At 56.6% G+C, this 23,495-nt stretch carries 10 protein-coding genes; 7 read left to right on the forward strand and 3 right to left on the reverse strand.

Annotated elements, in window-relative coordinates; all coding sequences use genetic code 11:
• Positions 1 to 241: 241 nt before the first annotated feature.
• Together EKN38_RS22160 and EKN38_RS22165 are read right to left on the reverse strand one after the other, a co-directional pair.
• A complete protein-coding gene (locus EKN38_RS22160; protein ID WP_014833658.1) occupies positions 242 to 1,891 on the reverse strand; it encodes an alpha,alpha-trehalase in 1,650 nt (549 codons plus the stop codon).
• 185 nt (positions 1,892 to 2,076) lie between these two features.
• A complete protein-coding gene (locus tag EKN38_RS22165) occupies positions 2,077 to 2,787 on the reverse strand; it encodes a response regulator transcription factor (protein WP_225738759.1) in 711 nt (236 codons plus the stop codon).
• Positions 2,788 to 2,997: 210 nt separating this feature from the next.
• Between EKN38_RS22165 and EKN38_RS22170 the strand changes: the two genes are divergently transcribed.
• The 7 genes from EKN38_RS22170 (at position 2,998) to EKN38_RS22200 (ending at position 20,201) form a co-directional block, all read left to right on the forward strand.
• Positions 2,998 to 7,905: an Ig-like domain-containing protein gene (locus tag EKN38_RS22170; RefSeq protein WP_260480571.1), complete on the forward strand. Its 4,908-nt coding sequence runs from the start codon at positions 2,998 to 3,000 to the stop codon at positions 7,903 to 7,905.
• 86 nt (positions 7,906 to 7,991) lie between these two features.
• Positions 7,992 to 13,346 (forward strand): Ig-like domain-containing protein, encoded by a 5,355-nt coding sequence (locus EKN38_RS22175; RefSeq protein WP_014833655.1) that lies wholly within the window; start codon positions 7,992 to 7,994, stop codon positions 13,344 to 13,346.
• 44 nt (positions 13,347 to 13,390) lie between these two features.
• A complete protein-coding gene (locus EKN38_RS22180) occupies positions 13,391 to 14,296 on the forward strand; it encodes an OmpA family protein (RefSeq protein WP_014833654.1) in 906 nt (301 codons plus the stop codon).
• A 215-nt stretch (positions 14,297 to 14,511) separates the two neighbouring features.
• Positions 14,512 to 16,770, forward strand: coding sequence for a type I secretion system permease/ATPase (locus EKN38_RS22185; RefSeq protein WP_043951714.1), 2,259 nt, complete (start codon positions 14,512 to 14,514; stop codon positions 16,768 to 16,770).
• Positions 16,767 to 18,002, forward strand: coding sequence for an HlyD family type I secretion periplasmic adaptor subunit (locus tag EKN38_RS22190; RefSeq protein WP_014833652.1), 1,236 nt, complete (start codon positions 16,767 to 16,769; stop codon positions 18,000 to 18,002). Before EKN38_RS22185 ends, EKN38_RS22190 begins: the two co-directional genes overlap by 4 nt.
• 1 nt (position 18,003) lies before the next feature.
• A complete protein-coding gene (locus EKN38_RS22195) occupies positions 18,004 to 19,464 on the forward strand; it encodes a TolC family protein (RefSeq protein WP_014833651.1) in 1,461 nt (486 codons plus the stop codon).
• Between the two features lie 50 nt (positions 19,465 to 19,514).
• On the forward strand, positions 19,515 to 20,201 hold the full coding sequence (locus EKN38_RS22200; RefSeq protein WP_014833650.1) for a response regulator transcription factor: 687 nt from the start codon (positions 19,515 to 19,517) through the stop codon (positions 20,199 to 20,201).
• A gap of 82 nt (positions 20,202 to 20,283) precedes the next feature.
• Here the strand turns inward: EKN38_RS22200 and EKN38_RS22205 are convergent, their stop codons facing one another.
• On the reverse strand, positions 20,284 to 23,130 hold the full coding sequence (locus EKN38_RS22205) for a transporter substrate-binding domain-containing protein (RefSeq protein ID WP_238540747.1): 2,847 nt from the start codon (positions 23,128 to 23,130) through the stop codon (positions 20,284 to 20,286).
• Positions 23,131 to 23,495 lie beyond the last annotated feature (365 nt).

The following is a 23,495-nucleotide window of genomic DNA, read 5'->3' on the forward strand; positions in this document are numbered from 1 at the left end:
CGCCGGGAGCCCGGGTCGCCAGGGCGGCGGCGATTGAGCCGCCCTGGCACGTTCACAGGTCATGTTGTTACAGAGTAGCAAGGAACATAAAGTGAACGGAATGACCTCCACAGCCGTATGTTCCCCCTCACCCCAGACCTCTCCCAAAGGGAGAGGGGGCCGTCTGTGCAGGAATTATTTTATGGGGATCCCTCAACCGTTTGGGAGAGGGCTGTGGTGAGGGCACCAGACCGCACCCCACTCAAGGCTCACCATACAACCCAATCAACCGCCGCACTACACCATTCGTCCAGCCAAAGCCATCCTGCAATGGATACTCACCGCCGCCCCCTTCGCGTGGGGTACTGCTGGCGATGTGATACTTCTCAATCAGCTTATGGTGAGTCTGATAAAAATGATTCACCGTGTGCAGCCAGCTCCAGGCGATCTCATCGCCCAGCGAGTCGTTGCCGTACTGCTTGAAGCCCTGAATGGCCATCCACTGCAGCGGCGCCCAGCCGTTGGGTTTATCCCATTGCTCGCCGGTTTCGTACTCGGTCGCCAGGATACCGCCTGGGGTGAGCAGACGTGATTTAACCGCATCAGACAAGCGTTCTGCCTGCTCATGGGTCGCCATTCCGACATACAGGGGCACGATGCTCGCCGCAGAGAACAGCGCCATAACTTCGCGTCGCCAGTCGTAATCCCGGTAGCAGCCATTCTCTTCATCCCACAGGTAGCGGTTTACCGCCGCCCGGCGATCGCTGGCTTTCTGGCGGAACAGGTCTGCCGTCTCTTTATCCCCTTTCGACGCCGAGATATTGGCGATAGCGCTTTCCAGCTTGAACAGGAAGGCGTTCAGGTCGATGGGGATAAACTGCGTGGTGCGAATGCTGGCCAGTCGGCCCGGTTCGCGCAGCCAGCGGGAGGAGTAATCCCAGCCGGAGGCCGCCCCCGCGCGCAGATCGCGATACACCTCATTGGGGGGGCGACCGGAATGGCGGGCCGTCTCCACATCCTCAATCCACGATTCGTCGCGCGGGGTGTCACGGTCGTCCCAGTAGCGGTTCAGCAATGAACCATCCGGCATACGCACCGCGCTGCGATAGGCCTGATTAAGCAGCAGCGACTCCGCGCCGTCCATCCAGAAGGCGTGCTCCATTTTGAGGTGCTCAAGGTAGCGTTTCGCGCCGCGCACCCCGTCCTCTTCAAACAGCTCCACCATCAGGGCAAACACCGGCGGCTGGGAGCGGCTAAGGTAGTAGGTACGGTTGCCGTTCGGGATATGGCCGTAACGCTCGATAAGCCAGGCGAAGTTATCCGCCATACACTTCAGCAGGTCGTTACGACCACTCTCGGCCAGCCCCAGCATCGAGAAGTAGGAATCCCAGTAGTAGGTCTCGCTGAATCGCCCGCCGGGGACGATATAGGCCTGCGGCAGCGCCAGCAGGGAGGACCAGGGAATATGGTCCTGCGGCTCGCGCGTCAGCACGGGCCACAGGCTGTCAATGTGCTCTTTGAGCGTCAGGCCGGGGTCGGAAACATACTCCGTGCTATAAGTCTCGGGCAGCCAGAAGTGATTCTCCACGAACTGGCGCAGGTCGAAATCCCGGTGGCGTCTTACCTTGCGATAGCGGATCAAAATATCCAGCGGATCCATCTTCGGTGCGCAGTCGGGAAAGGTTTTGCTGTCCGCAAACAGCCTTGTTGACTGCACATGTTCGAACAGCTCAAGGTAACGGTCAGCGGGCGTCAGGGCGTCGGAGGCGGGAAGCCCCTCGATCATTTCGGGCTCCGGCTCCGCCTCAATCATCTCATCCAGTTTCAACTCGCAGGGATCGGTCTCGTAGCGCAGCTCTTCTTCGATCCCGAACGCGATGTTCTCGGTAGCCTGTATCTTCTGGTTGAACATGGTGATAAGGACCTCCGGTTGTGTGTTCAAAAGACAGGTTTTTCCGGGCGTCCTATAAGCGTAGACACTCGCTTCGGTAGATGGGGAGGAATATGTGCGGTAGATCACTCTTTTCGGAGCATTCGTTTTGCAACGAATGATGTCATCAGGCCCGGACATGCCGTCGTCCGGGCGTCTTGCGGCATTCAGTACAGATAATTCCGTTTTGCCAGATCCACCAGTTCCGCCAGGCGAGTCATATTGAATTTTGCCATGATGCGCTGCTTATACGCGCTGACCTTTTTGTTATTCATATTGAGCATCGAGGCGATAATCTGGTTGCTGTAGCCCGCGGAAATATAGCGCAAAATACAGATATCAATATGCGACAGCGATAATAACAGCGATGCATCCCGGGGATACCGGGCGTGGTGTTGCCATAGCTCCGAGCCATAGCAATATCCCCCGGAGAGAATCTTATCGACGGTGGTAATAATTTTATCCAGTGAGCTGTTTTTATTTAAATAACCAGCCGCACCGGCCCGTCGGCTCAACTGAATATGAAAGTCGCTGGAGGACGAAGAAAAAATGAGAACCTGAATATCAGGGTAGGCTTTTCTTATTTGCACCAGTTGAGAGAAAACGTCGGGGCTCTGTTGCAAATGTTCCATAATAATCAGGTCAGCATTTAACATCGGCAACGCGCTGTGCATTGCCTCAATCGTGAGGAATTGTGCCGCCGTCTGATAACCGTGTTCTGCTAATAACCCCTGGATGCCTGTCCGGAGTAATGAACTGGCGTCCATGAGAATGACTTTTTTATCTGACATTCCTGATTGTCCTGATTGGGTGACAAAAATCTCATTTTCCATCCGCGCTAAAAAAAGTTGGCTAAGACTTGTCTTTATCTTCGCCATTATTTTCTGTCGTCTAAATACCGCCAGATGACGGTGCCTCTGCCCCCTTTTATCCGCACTCGGGACATATAAGACCGGTTTGCGACAGGTCTTATTAAGCCAAAACTTGCCAGCCGGGAAGATAGCGTCAGCCAGGGAATGTATCCCGTATGGAAGTGCGTCTGGCGCGTTGCGCAGACACAGATCGATTATTTACACGAGAATTTAAACATGACTCTCAAGCCAGTAAATATTGCAGTCGTAGATAAAGATACGATTGTCAAAGCTGACGTTCTGCGCAGTGAAAAGGTTGGCAGTGCTGTCAAAATTAAGGCCATCCCGAATGCAAAATACATTCTTGCTGAAGGGGAAAATGGCGTCGCGCCAGAAAACATTACGCTGAAACGCGTAGGCAAAGACCTGTTCGTCATGCTGGAAGGCACTGATGAGGATCAGCCACAGCTGATCATTGAAGACTATTTCGATAACCCAGGTGAGCTGGTGGGTAAGGGCGAAGACGGTCAGTGGCACGAGTACATCGCCACCGACGGTGACGACGACCACAAAGCCGCGTTCCTGCTGGACGGCGAATCCTCCGCCCAGGCGCTGGGTGCGGGTGCCATTGCGGGTCTCGACGGTCTGGCCGTTGCGGGCACCGCGTTCTCTCCTGCTCTGCTGGCGCTGGGTGCGTTAGCCGGGATTGGTGCGCTGGTAGGTCTGGGCGCCATTATTCGTCATAACCGTGACGATGGCGGCGACAAAAAAGGCACCGTTGCGCCTGTTACTACCCCTGTGCTGACCGACGTGCACGACGACTACGGCACCAAAACTGGCTCGATCCCGCAAAACGGCGTGACCGATGACGCGACACCAACGTTTAGCGGTACAGGCCGACCGGGCGACATTGTTGAACTCTGGGAAAATAACAAAAAGCTGGGTGAAGCTCGCGTGGGTGCTGATGGCAAATGGACCTGGACGCCGGAAACCCCGCTGGCGCACGGCGACCACAGCATTGTGCTGATCGGTAAAGGCCCGGATGGCCGCACCAGCGCGCCGAGCGACTCTTTTGATTTCACCGTCGATCTGGAAGCCCCTGTTAAGCCGATTATTGGCGAAGTGGAAGACGATGTTGGCGCGAAAACAGGCCCAATCCACAACGGCGATGCGACTGACGATAAACAGCCGGTCTTCCGCGGTGAAGGTGCTACGCCTGGCGATACCGTACGCCTGATCGTTGACGACGAAGTGGTCGGTACTGCGATCGTCGGTGAAGACGGTAAATGGCAAGTGACGCCTGAGAAACCGCTGCCGGAAGGCAGTCACACCGGGAAGGTGATCATCACCGATCCGGCCGGAAACGACAGCGAACCGTCTGATGACTTCAAATTTATCGTTACGCCAGAAAAACCGATCATCGGCGAAGTAGAAGATGATGCCGGTACCGTGGTGGGCCCAATCCAGAACGGTGGCGCGACTGACGATACGCAGCCGACGTTCCGCGGTGAAAACGGCACGCCTGGCGATACCGTCAGACTGATCGTGGACGATGAACTGGTGGGGACGGCGATCGTCGGTGACGACGGCAAGTGGGCAGTGACCCCTGAGAAACCGTTGCCGGAAGGTAGCCACACCGGGAAAGTGATCATTACCGATCCGGAAGGCAACGCCAGCGAACCGTCTGATGATTTCGAATTTATCGTGGATCTGCAGGGCCCTGACAAGCCGGTCATTGGCCTCGTTGAAGACGACCAGGGACCGTCCGTAGGGCCAATTCACAATGGTGACACCACCGACGACACCCAGCCGGTGTTCAGTGGCGACAAGGGTACACCTGGCGACACCGTGCGTCTGATTATTGACGACGAAGTTGTGGGTACCGCAATTGTCGGTGATGACGGCAAGTGGGAAGTGACCCCTGAGAAACCGCTGCCGGAAGGCGAACATGAAGCGGTCGTGGTGATCACCGATCCGGTGGGTAACGACAGCGATCCGTCCGATCCGATCGGTTTCATCGTAGACACCACGCCGCCGGTAAAACCGACGATCGATAGCGTGTTTGATGATGCGGGCCTGAAAACAGGCAACCTGACCAACGGCGAGGTCACCGATGACAGCACCCCGGCCTTTACCGGTACCGCTGAGAAAAACAGTCTGGTGCACATCATTGTTAACGGTAAGGAAGTGGATTCCGTTACCGCTGACCCGACAGGTAAATGGACCTGGACGCCGTCTCCGGCGCTGACGAACGGGCACTACGATGTGAAAGTGGTTGCCGAAGACAAAGCGGGTCTGCGTTCCGATCCATCCGATGCGTTCTCGTTTGAGCTGGTAGCAGGCGGCATTCCTCCGGCACCGGCAATCACGGACGTAATCGATGATGTCGATGCCCATGTTGGCACCGTACAGCAGGGTGGCATCACCAACGATGACAAACCGACCATCACCGGTACGGGTCAGGACGGGACGACCATTTACCTGTATGACGGCACTAACCCGACACCTGTCGGTAGCGCTGTGGTTACGGGTGGCACCTGGACCATTGATTTCGACACTGCACTTTCGCAGGGCGAGCACCGCTTCCGCGCGGTGGCGGAAAACGCCGTGGGCAACCGCAGCCCGGAAACCGGGGAGTGGGTGATTATTGTGGACTCCGTTAAACCGCTGGCACCTACGGACATTGAACTGTGGGACGACTTCGGCACGCCGGGCATTATTGCGGATAACGGTACCACCGACGATAACACCCCAACCTACCGTGGTAAGGGTGACGCGAACGGTACCGCGATCATCGATCTGGGTAATGGCACCACCGTGCGCGTGCCGGTAGATGGCAGCGGTAACTGGAGCTACACCCCGGCACCGGCTCTGGCGGACGGTGACTACACCTGGAAAGTCGCGATTGAAGATAAAGCGGGTAACGTTGGACCAGAGTCTGCGCCGATCCACTTCACCGTGGACACCAGCCACAACGGTGTGTCTATCAGCCACGTGGAAGACGATGAAGGCGAACTGAAGAGCAATCTGGCCAGCGGCAGCCATACCGATGACACGACACCCACCGTTGTGGGCCGCGCGACGCCTGGTGCCGAAGTGAAAGTGTATCTGGACGGAAACTTTGTCGACAGCGTGATCGCTGACCCGGCAACCGGTGTGTGGAAATACACCTTCAACCCGGCGCTGACCACTGACAAGACGTACCAGATCACCGCCAGTGAAAATACCGGCACCGGTGATAGCGCGCAGACGGCGCCATTTGAACTGACGCTGGATACCCGCGTACCGGTTGGCTCATTCGATAGCGTATCGGATGACGTCGGTCTGATACAGGACGACCTGGCGAACCCGGCGGTGACCGACGACACCACGCCAACCCTGCACGGGACCGGCGTCGCGGGTGATGTCGTGTTTATTTATGACGGTGACACGCTGATCGACACCGTGACCGTAGGGCCGGGCAACACCTGGAACTTTACGCTGCCTGCACAGAACAACGGCACGGAACTGGCCCTGAAGACGGTGTTCCAGAGCCCGACCGGCGTGAGAAGCGCCCCGTCCGCGGAGTGGAAAATCACCATTGATACCGACGCGCCGACAAGCAGCGCGGTAGTGGATGCGATGACCCAGGACTCCGGTGTCAGCGGCAGCGACTTCATCACTAACAGTGGTCAGGCAGGTAGCCTGGTCAGCGGTCATCTCTCGGCTCCTCTGGAAGCGGGCGGGAAAGTACTGGTCTCCACTGACGGGGGGAACACCTGGCTTGAAGCGATGGTCGACGGCGACAAATGGGCGTTTGTTGACGGACAGGGACACAGTGCTGACTGGACTGTCCTGACGCGCGTGGTCGATATCGCCGGGAACTACACCGAATCCTCGCAGAAAGTGGTGCTGGATCAGGTGGCACCGGATGCACCGACCGACGTGGTGCGCAGTGGCAACGACGTGACGGTGACGCTGCCGGGCAGCGGGATTGTCGAGGGCGACACCGTGCTGGTGAAAAGCGGCAACGTTACCGTCACCCATACGCTGACGGCGGCAGACATTGCTAACGGTAACGTGACCCTGACCATGCCTGCGGGCGGCTACACCGATATTCCGGTGGGCGCGGCGATTGTTGACGCGGCGGGTAACAGCTCCAGCTACCGCACCAGCGCGTTCACCAGTACCAACAGCTTCGAAGACGACACGGAGTTTGCGGACATTAACGCGGGGGCGTGGGTGCACGGGATGCGTTTCTCCCACACACCAGATACCGGCACGGCGGATTATGAGTTCGATAAACAGGTCATTGGCACGGGCAGCACCAACAGCCTGTATCTGTACAGCACGTCCACAGATACCGGAATGGCAGCCAGCATGTTTGTTGACTTCCAGTATGGCGCCAAAACGATTGATTTCGTTTTCAACCCGCGCTTTGCCGGCCCCTCGACGGTGGTGACGTTCTACGACGTCAACGGCAATGAGATTGGTTCGCAGCCGGTGAGCGCTTTCCTCCCTAACCGTAACGTCCCGGTGTCGTTTACCAGCCCGGACGATACGCCGGTTTACCGGATGGAGATCCATCATGAGGAGCAACCAACTAGCACCGGGTTTGGTTTCAGCATCGATAACCTGGTGGTGAGCGGTACAGCGAAAACCGTCACCCCGGGTGAATTCCTGGCGGATAACCAGGGCGATATCTGGTACGGGGACGCAGCGGACAACCTGTATCAGGTTGCGGACGTAGCCAGCCTGACCGGTGCGGTGATTCAGGGTGGAGAAGGCACCGACACGCTGAAGCTGCTGGGGGCAGATCAGCACCTCGACCTGAGCGCGCTGACCCACCCTGTCCAGTCAGTGGAAGTGTTCGACATTACGGGAACAGGCAATAACACCCTGACGCTGAGTGCGGGGGATGTGCTGGAAAACGCCACGCAGAACCTGTTCCACGACAACGACTTCAACCAAATGATGGTGAAGGGCGACGCGGGTGACACGGTGAATCTGAGCGACCTGCTGCCGAACGGTATGGACCCGGGTAACTGGACCGATGGCGGGACGGTGAATGTTGGGGAAGTGGAGTATCAGTCTTATCAGATGGATAGCCTGAATACCGAGATCCTCGTTCAGATGGGAGTTACGGTCACGCTACAGAACCATTAATTGATGCCAGGAAAGTGAGGCTCCTGCACCGGAGCCTCCGCAAAGTTTTAGACCAGAACATAAACAGAATTCATTTGGAAAATTGTATGAAAAAGACCATTACTTCTAACAACAATACCGAAAATATTGCCGCAATGGCGACCTTACCACCGCTGCCGACAGACGTTTTACTGTGGAATGACTACCAGTTCCCGCGTGAAATTCACAACGGCGATCCGAGCGAAGATAACACCCCAACCTTTAGCGGTAAGGGTGAGGCGGGCATGACGGCGGTGATCGACCTCGGTGGCGGTCAGAGCGTTCGCGTACCGGTCAGTTCAGAAGGTATCTGGAGCTGGACCCCTGCGCCTGCGCTGGCGGACGGGTCTTATACCTGGTCTGTGGCACTGGAAGACGCGCAGGGCAACCGCGGTCCGTCTACCCCGCCAATCAGCTTCACCATCGATACGGTAGGTAATGCGGTGTCCATCAGCCACGCTGAAGATAACACCGGTACGCTGACCAACCCGCTGGCAAGCGGCAGCAGCACGGATGACGTTAACCCGGTTATCGTGGGGACGGCGACGCCGGGCTCCCTGGTGACCCTGTACGTTGATGGCGAACCTGTTGGCTCGATGACCGCTGATCCGGTCACCGGCGAGTGGGCGATTGAGATCAACCCGGCGCTGGAATCGGGTAAAACCTACGAAATCACCGCGGGCGAGTATAGTGGCCCGGGCGAAATCCCTGCGCCGACGCGTCCGTTCCTGTTGACGGTAGATACCGTTGTGCCGACCGGCACCTTCGATCGTATTGAAGACAACGAAGGCCGTTATAAGGGTGATGTGGCCAACCCGGGCGTGACCGATGACACCACCCCAACCCTGCACGGTACCGGCCGTCCGGGGGATATCGTGTTCGTGCGCAACGGCAGCGACATCATTGATTCAGTCACTGTTCGCCCTGACGGCAGCTGGGAATACACCCTGCCTGAGCAGACGAACGGCACTTCGCTGGACGTGAGCGTGGTCTTCCGTGGCCCGACAGGGGTGGAAAGCGCACCGACTGCACCGTGGAAGCTGGTGATCGATACTGAAGCACCAAACAAACCGATTATTGGCGACGTCGAGGACGACCAGGGTCCGGATGTCGGCCCTATTCACAACGGTGACACCACGGATGACACGCAGCCGGTATTCAGCGGCGAAGGCGCCGTGCCTGGCGATACCGTTGAACTGATTGTTGACGACGAAGTCGTGGGGACCGCGATTGTCGGTGACGACGGTAAATGGGAAGTGACCCCGGAGAAACCGCTGCCGGAAGGCGAACATGAAGCGGTCGTGGTGATCACTGATCCTGCGGGCAACGCCAGCGAGCCGTCCGATCCGATCGACTTTATCGTCGACACGCAGCCGCCGGCAAAACCGACGATCGATACCGTTTATGATGACGCAGGTCAGCAGACCGGCAATATCGCTAACGGTGGTATTACGGACGACAGCACCCCAGACTTTACCGGTACGGCCGAGAAGGGCAGCCTGGTGTTTATCATTGTGAACGGGAAAGCCGTTGACTCTGTGACCGCTGACGCCTCAACCGGGATCTGGACCTGGACGCCAGCACTGGGCATGGCTAACGGCCATTACGATGTCACCGTTGTGGCACAGGACAAAGCGGGGCTGCGTTCCGAGCCGTCTGATGCCTTCTCATTCGACCTGCTGGCGGGCGGTATTCCAACCGCGCCAGCCATCACCGACGTGATTGACGACGTTGACGCACACGTGGGTACGGTACAGAACGGCGGCATCACCAACGACCCACGCCCGACCATTACCGGTACTGCACAGGATGGCACCACGGTCTATTTGTACGATGGTACTAACCCGGATCCGATCGGCAGTGCCGTGGTAACAGCTGGCCGCTGGACCATTGACTTTGATTCTGATCTGCCGCAGGGCGAGCACCGCTTCCGTGCCGTGGCCGAAGACAGAACCGGTAACCGCGGTCCGGAAACCGGCGAGTGGGTGATTATTGTCGATTCCGTTGATCCGCTGGCACCTACGGACATTGAGCTGTGGGACGACTTCGGCACGCCGGGTCTCATCGCCAATGACGGCACCACCGATGACAACACCCCAACCTACCGTGGTAAGGGTGAAGCGAACGGTACCGCGATTATCGATCTGGGTAACGGTACTACCGTTCGCGTACCGGTAGACGAGAAAGGTAACTGGAGCTACACCCCGGCACCTGCGCTGGCGGATGGCGACTATACCTGGAAAGTCTCTATCGAAGACAAAGCCGGTAATGTGGGTCCGGTTTCTGACCCTATCCACTTTATCGTGGACACCAGCCACAACGGCGTTTCCATCAGCCACGTTGTGGACGATCAGGGTGACATCACCGGCAATCTGGGCAGCGGTAGCCACACTGATGACACGACTCCAACCGTGGTAGGCCGTGCGACGGCGGGTGCCCTGGTGAACGTGTATGTTGATGGCAAATACATCGACAGCGTACGTGCTGACGCCGTAACCGGTGCATGGCAGTACACCCTCAGCCCGGCACTGACGGCGGATGCAACCTATAAGATCACCGCCAGCGAAGACGCAGGCGCAGGTGAGAGTGCACAAACCGCACCGTTTGAACTGACGCTGGATACGCGTGTACCGACAGGTTCTCTGGACCGCGTTGCGGATGACGTGGGGACGATTCAGGGCGATCTCGCGAACCCGGCCGTGACCGATGACACCACGCCGACCCTGTACGGTAAAGGTGTGGCAGGTGATGTGGTCTTTATTTACGACGGTACCCGACTGCTTGACTCCGTCACCGTAGGGCCAGCGAATACCTGGAACTATACGCTGCCACAGCAGAACAACGGGTCTGAGCTGTCTCTGACCGCGGTATTCCAGAGCCCGACCGGCGTGAAGAGCGCGCCAACGGCTGCGTGGAACCTGACCATTGATACCGAAGCGCCAAACGCGCCGGTTATTACCGGCTCCTGGGATGATGTCCAGGGCGGTGTGTATAACGGTCTGGTGGGTAATGGTGGTGTCACCAACGACAACACGCTGGATTTACGTGGAACGGCGGAAGCAAATAGTGTTGTTTACATTGTGATCGATAACTATGGCACTGTTGCGGGTTCCGTGACGGCGGATGCGAAAGGTAACTGGGCATTCCCTGTCACGACTAACTACAACCAGCAGTACGACTTCCATGCGTACTCTGTCGATCCGGCGGGCAACCGTTCAGTGGACTCTGCGAAGTTCTCGATTACGGTTGATACGGTCAATAACGCACCTGTCATTACCGGCTCCTGGGATGACGTTCAGGGCGGTGTGTATAACGGTCTGGTGGGTAACGGTGGCGTAACCAACGACAGAACGCTGGATTTACGCGGCACGGCGGAAGCGGGCAGCGTGGTGTATATCATCAACCCGGCAAACGGTGGGGTGCATGGTTCAACCACGGCGGGTGCAAATGGACAATGGTCTTTCCCGCTGACCACCAACTATAACCAGACGTATAACTTCCAGGCTTACTCTGTTGATAAAGCCGGGAACCGTTCGGTGAACTCTACTAACTTCGCGATTACCGTGGATACCGTAGTGGCTGCACCGAACGTAACGGTTATCTCTGATAACGTAGTGGGCGGTAAAGTCGGTAACCTGGTTGACGGAGATCGTACTAACGACAACCGTCCGACCATTACCGGTAATGGTGCCGAAGCGGGTGCGAAGATTGAGATCGTGCTGGCGCTGGGTAACCAGGGATGGACGAGCGGTACAAACCTCGTCTACACCACCACGGCCAAAGCCGATGGTACCTGGAGCCTTGAAATTCCGAAGGCATTGCAGGATGGCACCTGGTACTTCCGTGCTAATCAGACTGACCTGGCGGGCAACAAGAGCGCTCTGGGGAACCAGCACTATGTTGTTGTCGATACCGTGGCTGCCGCGCCGAACGTAACGGTTATCTCTGATAACGTGACGGGCGGAAAAGTCGGTAACCTGGTTGACGGAGAGCGTACCAACGACAACCGTCCGACTATTGCCGGTAACGGTGCGGAAGCGGGCGCGAAGATCGAAATCGTTCTGGCGCTGGGTAATCAGGGGTGGAGTAATAACAACCTCGTGTATACCACCACCGCCAAAGCGGACGGTACCTGGAGCCTGGAAATTCCGAAGGCATTGCAGGATGGCACCTGGTACTTCCGTGCCAATCAGACTGACCAGGCGGGCAACAAGAGCGCTCTGGGTAACCAGCACTATGTTGTAGTTGATACGGTTAACGCCGCACCGACCATTACCAGCGTGACGGATAACGTCGGTAATGAAACAGGTAATGTTGCTAACTTCGGTAAAACCGATGACAGCACGCCAACGTTGAACGGTACGGCGGAGGCAGGCAGTACGGTCTATATCGCCGTGAATGGTGCAACGTACAGCACAGTCGCTACCAATGGTAACTGGAGCTTTACGCCACCTGCATTGCCGCTGGGTAACCATACCTTCAGCATCTTCTCCATTGACCAGGCGGGGAACAGGAGTGCGGGTGGGTCTCGCACTTTAACAGTTATTGCGCCGACGACGAGCGGTTCAGAAAACTTTAACGCACTGGCGAATACCTATCTGACGATTGGAAAACCAACCAGTTCAGGGTTCACGTTGTTGTCAGGAAGTGCCAGTGTATCAACAACGGTAAGTGGCGCTTATTACAGTAACCCGTTCTTGTATATTGAACAGGGAACCAAGGGAACCACCTTTACAGTAGGTGAAACCAATAATATTAGCTTCCAGTTAATGGGATGGGGTGGATATGGTGGTGGTCTTGGTACAACCGCTTATGTGAAGTTCTATAACGCCGCCGGGAAGGAGATTGGTTCATTAAGCGGAGTAGGTCGAAGTTCTACTGACTATGTGAATTTCAATTTCGCCGCACCTGCGGGAGAAACGATCGCCAAGGTACATATTTATAGCAATGATACGAGTGGTTTAGGTTTAGATAACCTCACATGGGGCACGCAGGTTGCCAGCCGTTCGGCCGGGCGTTCTGTGTCTATGCTGATGAACACGGAAGAGCAGCATGACGACAACGCCAGTGTGGTAAGCACGCTGAACGGTCACGAGATCAATCTGGATAACCTCCAGCACAAGACCATTGATCTGACCAACAGCAAGCAGGACAAGCTGAATATCAGTCTGAACGACGTGCTGACCCACGCGGAGAAAGATCTGTTTATCGCCGATGGCAACAAACAGATGATGGTTCAGGGTAACAAAGGTGATGTTGTGAACCTGAGCGATCTGCTGCCAGACAACAGCGATCCGGGTAACTGGACCAATGCAGGTAACGTTAAGGTTTCCGGCGTGGAATATCAGGTTTACCAGGTGGAAAACCTTGATGTTGAACTGTTGGTGCAGAACGGCGTCACCGTCAACGTGAATAATCACTAACTTAAACTTTTCCAGGCCCCCGGGAGGGGGCCTGTGGAGGATTTATGACTTTTTTCAAGACCTCTTTATTCGCGGCGCTGTTTACTACCTCCGCATTTGTTATCCACCCGGCGCTGGCGGCGGAGAATTTTGGTAAGACCTATCAGCCTGTCGCTCCCGTCGGCCAGACGCAGACGCAGGTGGTTTACTACCGTGATGCCAGCAACACCGCAGGTGGCGCGGCGCATATTTATGTCGATAACGAATTCCACGACGCACTGCTGCCGGGCGGCTATACCGTTTTCTGTCTGGCGCCGGGCAAGCATAATCTGGGCGCGTACCAGAATGATGCACCGCAGTATCGCGGCAAAGAGCAGGGCTACAACGTCGAGATGAGCGGCGGCCAGACCTACTTCGTGCGCGTCAACTCCACCATGAATGCGGTACCGGAAGCGCGTACGCGCGAGCAGGCGGAAAAGGATCTTGCTGGACTGCGTGAGCAGACACACGTGCTGTCCCGTGCCTCAAGCGTAGAGGCCTGTAAGAACCTTGCGCCACAGTACAAAGATTACACCCTCTCGGGCGATGTGATGTTCCGCTTCGGTAAGGGAAATGAGAAGGGCGTTTCCGCTCAGGGTCGCCAGGCCGTAAAAGATCTGGTGGCGACGATCAAACGTGAAAACGTTGAACTGAAGCAGATCCAGGTGATCGGCCACACGGATGCCATTGGCAGCGATCGCAGCAACTATGCTCTTGGCCTGAAGCGTGCGCAGACTGTCCGCACCATGCTGGCTGAAAACGGTCTTCCGGCACGCCTGATGACGGCGACCAGCGTGGGTAGCAATGAACCTGTAGTCAATGACTGTGACGCCTCGAACAAGAGCGCGTTGATCTCCTGTCTGTCGCCTAACCGCCGTGTTGTGGTACGCGTAAGCGGCGATCAGAACGTGACTGCTCCTGCGCAGAAATAATCGCTAAACCCTGCCTTCCCGTAACGGGAGGGCACCATCTTTTCCCCCTGTTTCCTCTCTAAAACCTGTTTCGTGACAAAAAATAACCAGTTCCATTGAGACAGGTCTCATTAAGGCAAGACCATTCCGCGTGACAGAATATTCCTAATTCATCTCAAAAAGTCATTTTATCTTTTTGATTTAACTGTCTTTTAACAACCAGGAACACGCGAAATATGGAATCCTCAATGGCCAATACCCAGGAGGAACAGCTGCACACTATCGCCCGTGATACCCGACTTAATGACGACACTCTGCTCAGAAGCATTGCCTGGCTGTCCGATCATTATGGTCTGGGTAAGAGCGACGATGTCTTGCTGGCTGGTCTGCCTGTTGAACAAACTCTCACACCCTCTTTAGCGCTTGATGCGCTCAAAAACGCCGGTATCACCGGGGGGCTCATCAAGCGTAACAGCGCTGAACTGCCCGAGCAGGTTTTCCCCATGATTCTGCTGCGCAAAGGTGCGGGCGGCATGGTGCTGCTTGCGCGCGAGCGTCGTAAAAATGCCGACGATAAATGGGATCTCTTCTACTCCCTGATCATGCCGGACGTGGGCGACGAGCCGGTTGAGCTGAACCATGAGGCGCTGAGCGAGCTGTATGTCGGTTATGCCATTGCGGCGAAACCAACAGCACGCATTGACAGCCGGGTCAGCGATATCGCGCCGCCGCAACCAAAAGGTCACTGGCTGTTCAGTACCCTGTGGCGCTATCGCAGCTACTACCGCAGCGCCGCGCTGGCGTCGGTGCTGGTGAACGTGCTCGCGCTGGCCACGGTATTCTTTACCATGAACGTGTATGACCGCGTTATCCCTAACCAGGCCTTTACCACGCTCTGGTCGCTGGCAATTGGCGTACTGGTGGCGATGGTATTTGAAGCCATCACCCGTACGGTGCGTGCGCATCTGCTTGATACCGCCGGAAAGAAAGCGGATTTGATTGTCGGCAGCGTTCTGTTTCGTCAGTCGCTGGCGGTCAAAATGGAGCATAAACCGGCCTCGTCCGGCTCGTTTGCCAACCAGCTGCGCGAGTTTGAATCCGTGCGTGACTTCGTCTCTTCCGCCACCCTTGCGACCATTGCCGATCTGCCGTTCGTGCTGCTGTTTATCGGCATTATTTTTGCTATCGGTGGTTCGCTGGCCATTATTCCGCTGCTGATGTTGCCGATGATCCTGATTGTCAGCCTGCTTATCCAGTGGCCGCTGGCGAAGGTGATGAAAGCCAGCCTGCAGGAAGCCTCGTTAAAGCAGGGCGTGCTGATTGAATCCATTGAAGGCATGGAAACCCTGAAATCGGTTGGCGGTGAATCCTGGATGCAGAGCCGCTGGCAGAAATTCAGCGCCATGCAATCTTCCAGCGCGGCGGCGTCAAAACATTACTCGACGCTGGCAATGAACTCGGTGAGTTTTCTGCAGCAGTTGCAGACGGTGATGCTGATTGTCACCGGCGTATACCTGATCGATGCCGGTAACCTGACCCAGGGTGCGCTGATCGGGACCGTGATGCTGGCGGGTCGCGTAACCGCGCCATTAAGCCAGGTGATTGGTTTAGCGGTGCGTTACCAGCAGGCGAAAGCTGCGCTGAGCTCGCTGAACAGACTGATGGAACACCCGACCGATCGCAGCAGCGACATTGATTACATCAAACAGCCTGAGCTGAATGGCGATATTGAGCTGAAAGGCGTGACCTTCTCCTATCCGGCACCGCCGATGCAGCCGAACCCGGAGATCCTCAAAGGGGTCAACCTGACGATCAAACCGGGCGAGCGCGTGGCGATTGTCGGCAAAATCGGCAGCGGTAAATCGACCCTGCTGCGCATCATTGCGCGTCTCTATACCCCGGTGAAAGGGCAGCTCTTCAGCAGTGGTCTGGATGTGAACCAGATTGAGCCCTCCGACTGGCGTAACAACGTGGGCTTTGTCGGCCAGGAAGCGCGTCTGTTTTACGGCACCCTGCGTGAAAACATCATGATTGGCCGTCAGAACGCCTCCTCCGATGAATTCCTGCACGTGCTGCGTCTCACGGGGCTGGATCAGATTGCCGCGCGTCATCCGCGCGGGATCCACATGCCGGTGGGCGAGCAGGGGAACAGTCTCTCCGGTGGGCAGCGTCAGCTGGTGTCACTGGCCCGTACGCTGCTGGCGAGACCGAATCTGTTGCTGCTGGATGAACCGACCAGTGCGATGGACTCCCAGACGGAAGCCCTGTTCTTACAACACCTGAAAGTCGCGACCGCCGGGCACACGCTGGTGGTGGTGACCCATCGCCCGTCACTGCTGGCGCTGGTGGATCGCATGGTGATTATTGATGACGGCAAAATTGTGGCCGATGGTCCTAAACAGCAGGTGTTGGCCGCACTGAACGGCACACCGGCAAACGACAGTGCCCCTGCAAAAGCCGCTACTGGAAAACAGCCCGTGGAGGCCAGCGCATGAAATTCTTAAAGCGTAACAATAACAAGGTATTGTCCGCGCGTGATGCCGCCTGGATGAGCGATATCCAGGAAGCGCTATTCTCGCAGACCACGCCAAAGTCACGCCTGGTGTTATGGCTGATTCTGCTGGTGTTCGCCGGGTTTTTAACCTGGGCGCATTTCGCCAAAGTGGAAGAGATCACCAAAGGCGACGCGAAAATCGTCTCGAAAAGCCGCGAGCAAATTATCCAGAGCCTGGAGGGCGGTATTCTCGAAGAGCTGAACGTCCGTGAGGGCGACATTGTCGAGCCGGGGCAGGTACTGCTGAAAATCGACCCGACTCGCGCCCAGTCCAGCTATCAGGAGACGCTGCGTAAAGTGGTGGCGCTGGAAGCGACCGTTAACCGCCTGCGTGCAGAGGCCTACGGCCTGCCGCTGACCTTTAGCGACCGGGTGAAACAGTACCCTTCCGAAGTGGACCTGGAAACCCGCGCCTATAACAGCCGCAAACAGGCGCTGGAGGAGGGCGTGGCTTCGCTCGAGAAAAGCTACCGCCTGGCGCAAAACGAAATTGCCATGTCTGAGCCGCTGGCCGCGCGCGGCCTGCTCTCGGAAGTGGAGCTGCTGCGTATGCGTCGTCAGGCGAATGACCTGCAATCGCAGATTGTCGAGCGCCGCAACCGCTATCAGGCGGATGCCAACGCCGAGCTGATTCGCCAGGAGCTGGATCTGGTGCAGGCCGAAGAGAGCCTGACAGGGCGTGCCGACGTGGTGAGCCGAACCACCATCACTGCGCTGGTAAAAGGTACCGTGAAAAACGTGCGTGTCACCACCATCGGCGGCGTTATCCAGCCAGGTGAACACATTATGGAAATCGTGCCGCTGGAAGACCAGCTGCTGGTGGAAGGGAAAATCAAACCGTCAGACGTCGCTTTCCTGCATGCGGGATTACCGGCGATGGTGAAGATCACCGCCTACGATTTCGGCATCTACGGTGGCCTGAAAGGGCACGTGTCTCTGGTCAGCCCGGACACGCTGAAGGATGACGCCAAAGCCGCCGCCGGTCGCCCTGACGACACCTACTACCGGGTGATGGTCCTGACCGACAGCAGCACGCTGACGGCGGGCGGTAAATCCCTGCCGATTATTCCCGGCATGATTGCCACGGTTGAAATCCGCACCGGTGAAAAAACCATTCTCGATTACCTGTTGAAACCTATCTTCAAAGCGAAGGAAGCGTTCCGCGAGCGTTAATATGAAAAGTAACTCTATTTTTATGCAGCGCCGTCTGGCGGCGCTGTTGACGGCCGCGGCTTGCCTGGCATCGGCTAAAAGTGCAGCAAACAGTGACGGCTTATTAGCCTTTGCGCCTGTAGACCCTGTGGTAAAATCTCGCATGGTGATGGCCTCCACACCGCCCGCACCCGCTGCGCCGTTAGTGGAGCAGGCGCCGGTGACACACGTGGCCGCCGCGCCGAAACGTGATAATACGGCCCACGTACCCAGCGAAAGGGAAATTCGCGCCCTGTTTAATGATGCGGTGAATACCGCGCTGAGTATCAGCCCCGAAGTGCGTGGCGCGAATTATAATACTGAAGCGGCAGAAGCGAATGTTGACGAAGCGAAAGGTCAGCGCTGGCCGCAAATTGATGTCGGTACCCGTTCCAAAAGTTATCAGTTTGGTGGTGGTGAGCGTCGCTACAGCGACAGCCGACCGGCGGTCACCGTGAATATGGCGACCACACTGCTCGATTTTGGCCGCACCAGTAACACCATTAAAAGCCGTGAAGCCCTGCATGACGCGGCGAAAAATAACGTCGATGCCCAGGCGGAAGATATCGCCTGGCAGGTCAGCAGCGCGCTCGTCGAACTGAGCAAGCAGCGCCAGATTATCAGTCTGAGCCAAAAGTATGTGGCGCGGATGAACGAGCTGGTTGAGATGCTGGACGGGATTGTGAAGGTTGATCAGGGCCGTCGCAGCGAGCTGACTCAGGCCCGGGGGCGGCTGCTCCAGGCGCAATCGTCGCTGGACACGGCCGTCTCACGTGCGCGTGAGACTGAAATTACCCTTAACCGCCTGCTGGGGGACAAAAAAGTGCCCCTGCCTGCGGCGACGACCTGGAACCTGAAACCGGGTGAACTGACGACACAGCTTTCAGCCATCGACACGCATCCGACGATTCGCCAGGCTCAGGCGGAGACCGCGTCGGCGCTGGCGGATGCGGATGCCGCGCGCTCTGCCTCTTACCCGACGGTGACCTGGAATGTGGGTAAAAGCACCGGGCGCGACGAGCTCGGACGTGAACAGTCCTGGGAGACGGGCGTGAACGTGAGCTGGCCGATTTTCCGCGGCGGTTCTCAGCGAGCCGCTGCACTCTCTGCCGCGCGTCGTGCGGACGCCAGCAGAGAAACCATTGAAAAACAGTTACGCGATCTGGATAACCGCGTACGGGCGGCCGATCAGGATGCCCGCAGCATGCTGGAGCGTGCTGAGTTGTATCATGACTTAGCGTTTGAATCCGATCGCATTCGCCATGATTTCTTCGATCAGTGGTACCACCTTGGCAGACGAACCCTGCTGGATGTGCTGAGTGCAGAAAGTGATTATTACGGTAACCAGGTTGCGGAAGCGACCAACCGCTTTGACGCTTACGCTGCTATTTTTCGTAGTTATGCCAGTGCGGGAACATTATTGCAGTGGCTGAGAAAGCCCTAATCAGCCATTTTTATAATGATCCACACAGCAGGCACAGAAAGAGAGTGCAGATGAATCACTATTCAGGAAAGAAAATTTATATCGCCTTACTCGACGATCATCCGATTGTCCGCAAAGGGCTGGAGATTATTTTCAGCCAGGAGCCGGATTTCGAACTGAAGGGCAGTTTTGCCAGCCGTATCGACCTGATTAATTTTTTACGTACCAACCGGATTGATGTGCTGATCCTCGACTATTTACTCGGGGATGAAGACATCGACGGATTACCGATGATTAAGCAGCTGATGAGCAATTTTCCCTGGCTGAAAATTTTGATCTCATCGACGCTGGAAAATACCGCCATTGTCCGTATGGCCCTGAAGGCCGGTGTGCGCGGGCATATCGGTAAAAGTCGTGATGCCTCGGAAGTGGTGGAGGCGGTGCGCCGCGTGGCGGCAGGGCATATCTGCCTTTCCGAAAGCATGGAGAAGGAGTTTTATCTTATCTCCGAGCCGTCTGCACCCGGTGACGCTGAAGATGAGCAGCATGTTATTGACGGCATTGGCCGTCTGGATCAGCTCTCTGCGCGGGAACTGGAGGTGTTACGCCTTTTCCTTTCCGGTATGTCGGTGCTGCAAATTTCTGAGAAGTTCAGCCGGAGCCGTAAAACGGTTAGCGGCCAGAAGAAATCCGCAATGAAAAAGCTGGGCGTGAAGACCGACCCGGAGCTGTTCCTCTGGCACGACCAACTGCTGTGAGTATTGCCCGGCGGCGCTACGCTTGCACGGGCCTACAATAAATCGTGCAATTAATTGATATTATTGTCGATTGTAGGCCGGGTCAGCGCAGCGCCACCCGGCAAGAAGTACTGTTACGCAGCGCCGTCGCCAGGTCGCTAATCGAGCACGGCTTAAACAGACAATCGTTCATGCCCGCCTGCACACACCGTTCCTTAATCTCATGCATCGCATTGGCGGTAAAACCAATAATCCATGTCGGTGCCCGACCCTGCTCACGCTCAGCGTTACGCATCATTCCCGTTAGCTGATAACCGTTGATGCCCGGCATATTGCAGTCGGTGATCACCACATCAAACGCGGTGTCGGTCCAGATTTTAAGTGCCTCATCGCCACCGGAAGCCAGATGCGCGTGCTGCCCCAGCCAGGCAAGCTGTTTGGCCAGCAGGATCCGGTTTGCGGGATTGTCATCCACCACCAGCACGTTAAGCGCCGGTAACGTTTCCTCTTCCTCATCACGCCGGGCAGGCGGCGTAACGGCACGGGTGACTTTAGGCAGGGAGAAGGTGGCCCTGACGGTGGTGCCAACATGCTTTTCGCTGGCCAGCGTGAGCGTGCCATTCATGCTTTCACAGATGGTTCGGCTGATATATAGCCCAAGGCCGGTGCCCGCCCGACGATTGTCCGCCTGGCTGAACGGCTTAAAGAGCGCGGCCTGCTGGCTGGCATCAATACCCACACCGCTGTCCTGCACCTCGATAACAAACATCACGTTATCGGTGCCGGGCTCCTCGCGTTGCGATAAAGTCAGGGTCACGCTGCCGCGGTCGGTAAATTTAATGGCGTTGCTCAGCAGGTTGGAGAGCACCTGCTTAATACGCAGCGGGTCGGCGTAGACCTCGTACAGCGCGTCCGTCGGGAAGACTTTATTCAACTGGATATTCTTTTCAATCGCCACCCCCTGGAACACCCGCATCATGTTGTCGATGAGTTTGCCAAACTGCACGGGTTCCGGGTTGAAATCGAGATGCCCGCCCTCGATACGGGAGATATCCAGGATATCGCCAATCAACCCCACCAGACCCTCTGCCGAGTCGTAGGCGACTTCCAGCGCCTGAAGATCGTGCTCGCCCTTGCGCCCTTTTTTCAGGACGATGTCCAGCATGCCGATAATGGCGTTCATCGGGGTGCGGATCTCATGGCTCATGGTTGACAGGAACACCGATTTTGCCCGGTTAGAGTCTTCGGCGCGATCTTTCGCCTCGCTCAGCTCCGCCAGCAACGACTCACGTTCGGTGAGCATCTCGCGCAGCTGGGTGAGTTGCTCGTTCAGTTGCCTGCGCAGCGCTGCTTTGCGCACAATCTGTCGACGTAAATAGAGCGCCCATCCCAGCGCTAACAGCACCAGAACGGCGCTGAAGACACCCGTGGCAATCAGCACTTCGCGATAGCGATACCAGAAGCTGTCGACCACCACCAGCTCATTGGGCCGCCAGCGGTTTGCCAGATTTTCCATCTCAATGGGTGAGATACTCAGCAGGACTTTATCCAGAATGCTTTGCAGCTCAGGGCTTGCCAGGCCAACGCCAAAGGAGATCCAGGCGGGGGAGTCGCCAACAATCGAAACCACCTTCAGCTTATCCTGAAAGTTGGTGTAGATCTGGTAATCCGTCATCACCAGAATGCCGATTGCCGCGTCGGCATCGCCGTTGGTGATGCTGGCGAGCAGCTGCGATTCATTGCCCACGTGGACAATCTTGATCTCCGGGTATCGCTCGCGCACCTGTTGTTCCACGCCGATGTTTTTCACCAGCGCCAGGCGTTTGCCGCGCAGGTCGGCCAGCGTGTTAATGTCGTTACGTGAGGTGGATGTCGCAAGGGCAAACGCGCTGCGTAAGTAGGGCCGCGTGAAGAGGAGCTGACCCTTGCGCGCCTCGCTCGGCGTCACTGACGCGAGCATGTCAGCCTGCCCGTGGTTGACCTGGGCTATCAAATCATCGGTGGTATTGCCGGTCTCAAAGCTAAAGCGCAAGCCGGTGCGCAGCGACACCACGGAGAAGAGATCCGCCACCACCCCGCGCAGCATCCCCTTGTTGTCGATAAAGGAGACCGGCGCGGCATTATCCTGGCTGTAGATGAGTACGTTCACCACCGGATGGTGGGCGATCCACGCTTTCTCCTGGTCGGTAAAGACCAGCGACTTGGTTCCCTGCGCAATATCGACCCGATCGGGCTGCCAGCGGCGATAGAGATCCAGCTTTTCCTCTTCGGGTACCGCGCGGATGGTGGCGTTAATCAACTGGTTGAGCTGCGGGTTATTCTGGCTCAGGGCGAACCCCACCTCACGGTTGGGCAGCCGCGAGAAGCGCTCGATATGAATATTGTTTAAATAGTTTCGGCTCAGCGAATAGCTGTTTCCCAGATAGGCGCGTGAATGCCCAAAGGCCACGGCGCTCAGCGCTTCCTGATAGCTGTCAAACAGGCGAAAGCGCGCGTTGGGATAGGCCGCTTTCACCTGTGCCAGAGGCAGGTAGTCCCGGACCATCGCGACGTCGGTATTCGCCAGATCGTCGGCGAGAGGCTGGGTATCCCGGTCGTTCGCCCCCAGCACCGGTTTATCGCTGGCATAGGGCGTTGAGAAGACAAAGGCGTCGTTGGCGTCAAAGGCGGAGACCGAGGGGATAAGATCGATATCACCGCGCGCCAGCGCCTGCCACAGCTCTTCCTGCGAGTCGTACATTTTAACCTGCACCGGCAGATTAAGCTGCCAGGACACCAGGCCGAGATAGTCGGCGCTCAGCCCCTCATATTCATGGCGCATATTGCGCATACCGAAAGGGGGCGCGTCATAGCGTGTGATGCCCACCGTCAAATGTTGTACATGCTTTAGCAGCGTTGCCTGCTCTTCGGTAAGCGGCAGACGATTCATGCCCTCAATCGGGGTGCGCATCAGAATCTTATATTCTTCGCTGTGTGCCGCGGGCATCACGAATAAAAATAAAACCAGAAGCAAAAAACGGCAAAGGTAGTGGCGCATAACTTTTATAACGCTCCTGAGAATAAGATACTGATAGTGATATTCTGATTAAACGGTAAATGTATTGTTATAAGACAAGGCTTGGTTATTATTCTGGTAGTCGTTAATAACGAAAAGCGCAATGTCAGGTCAGGAACAGTATTATTTCTACGCGATCCTCTCAATACTAATATAAGCCCGCATTTCTGCCTGCTTTTTGCTCCTTACATGTTACGCCATTACGGATTGCCGGGCACATCAAGACCGGTCTTGTCGCTAACGTGACCGGCGACCGGGAA

Source organism: Enterobacter sp. WCHEn045836, from assembly GCF_003965585.1.
GTDB lineage: Bacteria > Pseudomonadota > Gammaproteobacteria > Enterobacterales > Enterobacteriaceae > Enterobacter > Enterobacter dissolvens.

Excerpts from the sequence above, each read along its gene's own strand:
- EKN38_RS22160 (WP_014833658.1), bottom strand. The coding sequence starts at position 1,891 with ATGTTCAACCAGAAGATACAGGCTACCGAGAACATCGCGTTCGGGATC.
- EKN38_RS22200 (WP_014833650.1), top strand. The coding sequence starts at position 19,515 with ATGAATCACTATTCAGGAAAGAAAATTTATATCGCCTTACTCGACGAT.
- EKN38_RS22185 (WP_043951714.1), top strand. The coding sequence starts at position 14,512 with ATGGAATCCTCAATGGCCAATACCCAGGAGGAACAGCTGCACACTATC.
- EKN38_RS22175 (WP_014833655.1), top strand. The coding sequence starts at position 7,992 with ATGAAAAAGACCATTACTTCTAACAACAATACCGAAAATATTGCCGCA.
- EKN38_RS22165 (WP_225738759.1), bottom strand. The coding sequence starts at position 2,787 with ATGGCGAAGATAAAGACAAGTCTTAGCCAACTTTTTTTAGCGCGGATG.
- EKN38_RS22180 (WP_014833654.1), top strand. The coding sequence starts at position 13,391 with ATGACTTTTTTCAAGACCTCTTTATTCGCGGCGCTGTTTACTACCTCC.
- EKN38_RS22205 (WP_238540747.1), bottom strand. The coding sequence starts at position 23,130 with ATGCGCACCCCGATTGAGGGCATGAATCGTCTGCCGCTTACCGAAGAG.
- EKN38_RS22195 (WP_014833651.1), top strand. The coding sequence starts at position 18,004 with ATGAAAAGTAACTCTATTTTTATGCAGCGCCGTCTGGCGGCGCTGTTG.
- EKN38_RS22170 (WP_260480571.1), top strand. The coding sequence starts at position 2,998 with ATGACTCTCAAGCCAGTAAATATTGCAGTCGTAGATAAAGATACGATT.
- EKN38_RS22190 (WP_014833652.1), top strand. The coding sequence starts at position 16,767 with ATGAAATTCTTAAAGCGTAACAATAACAAGGTATTGTCCGCGCGTGAT.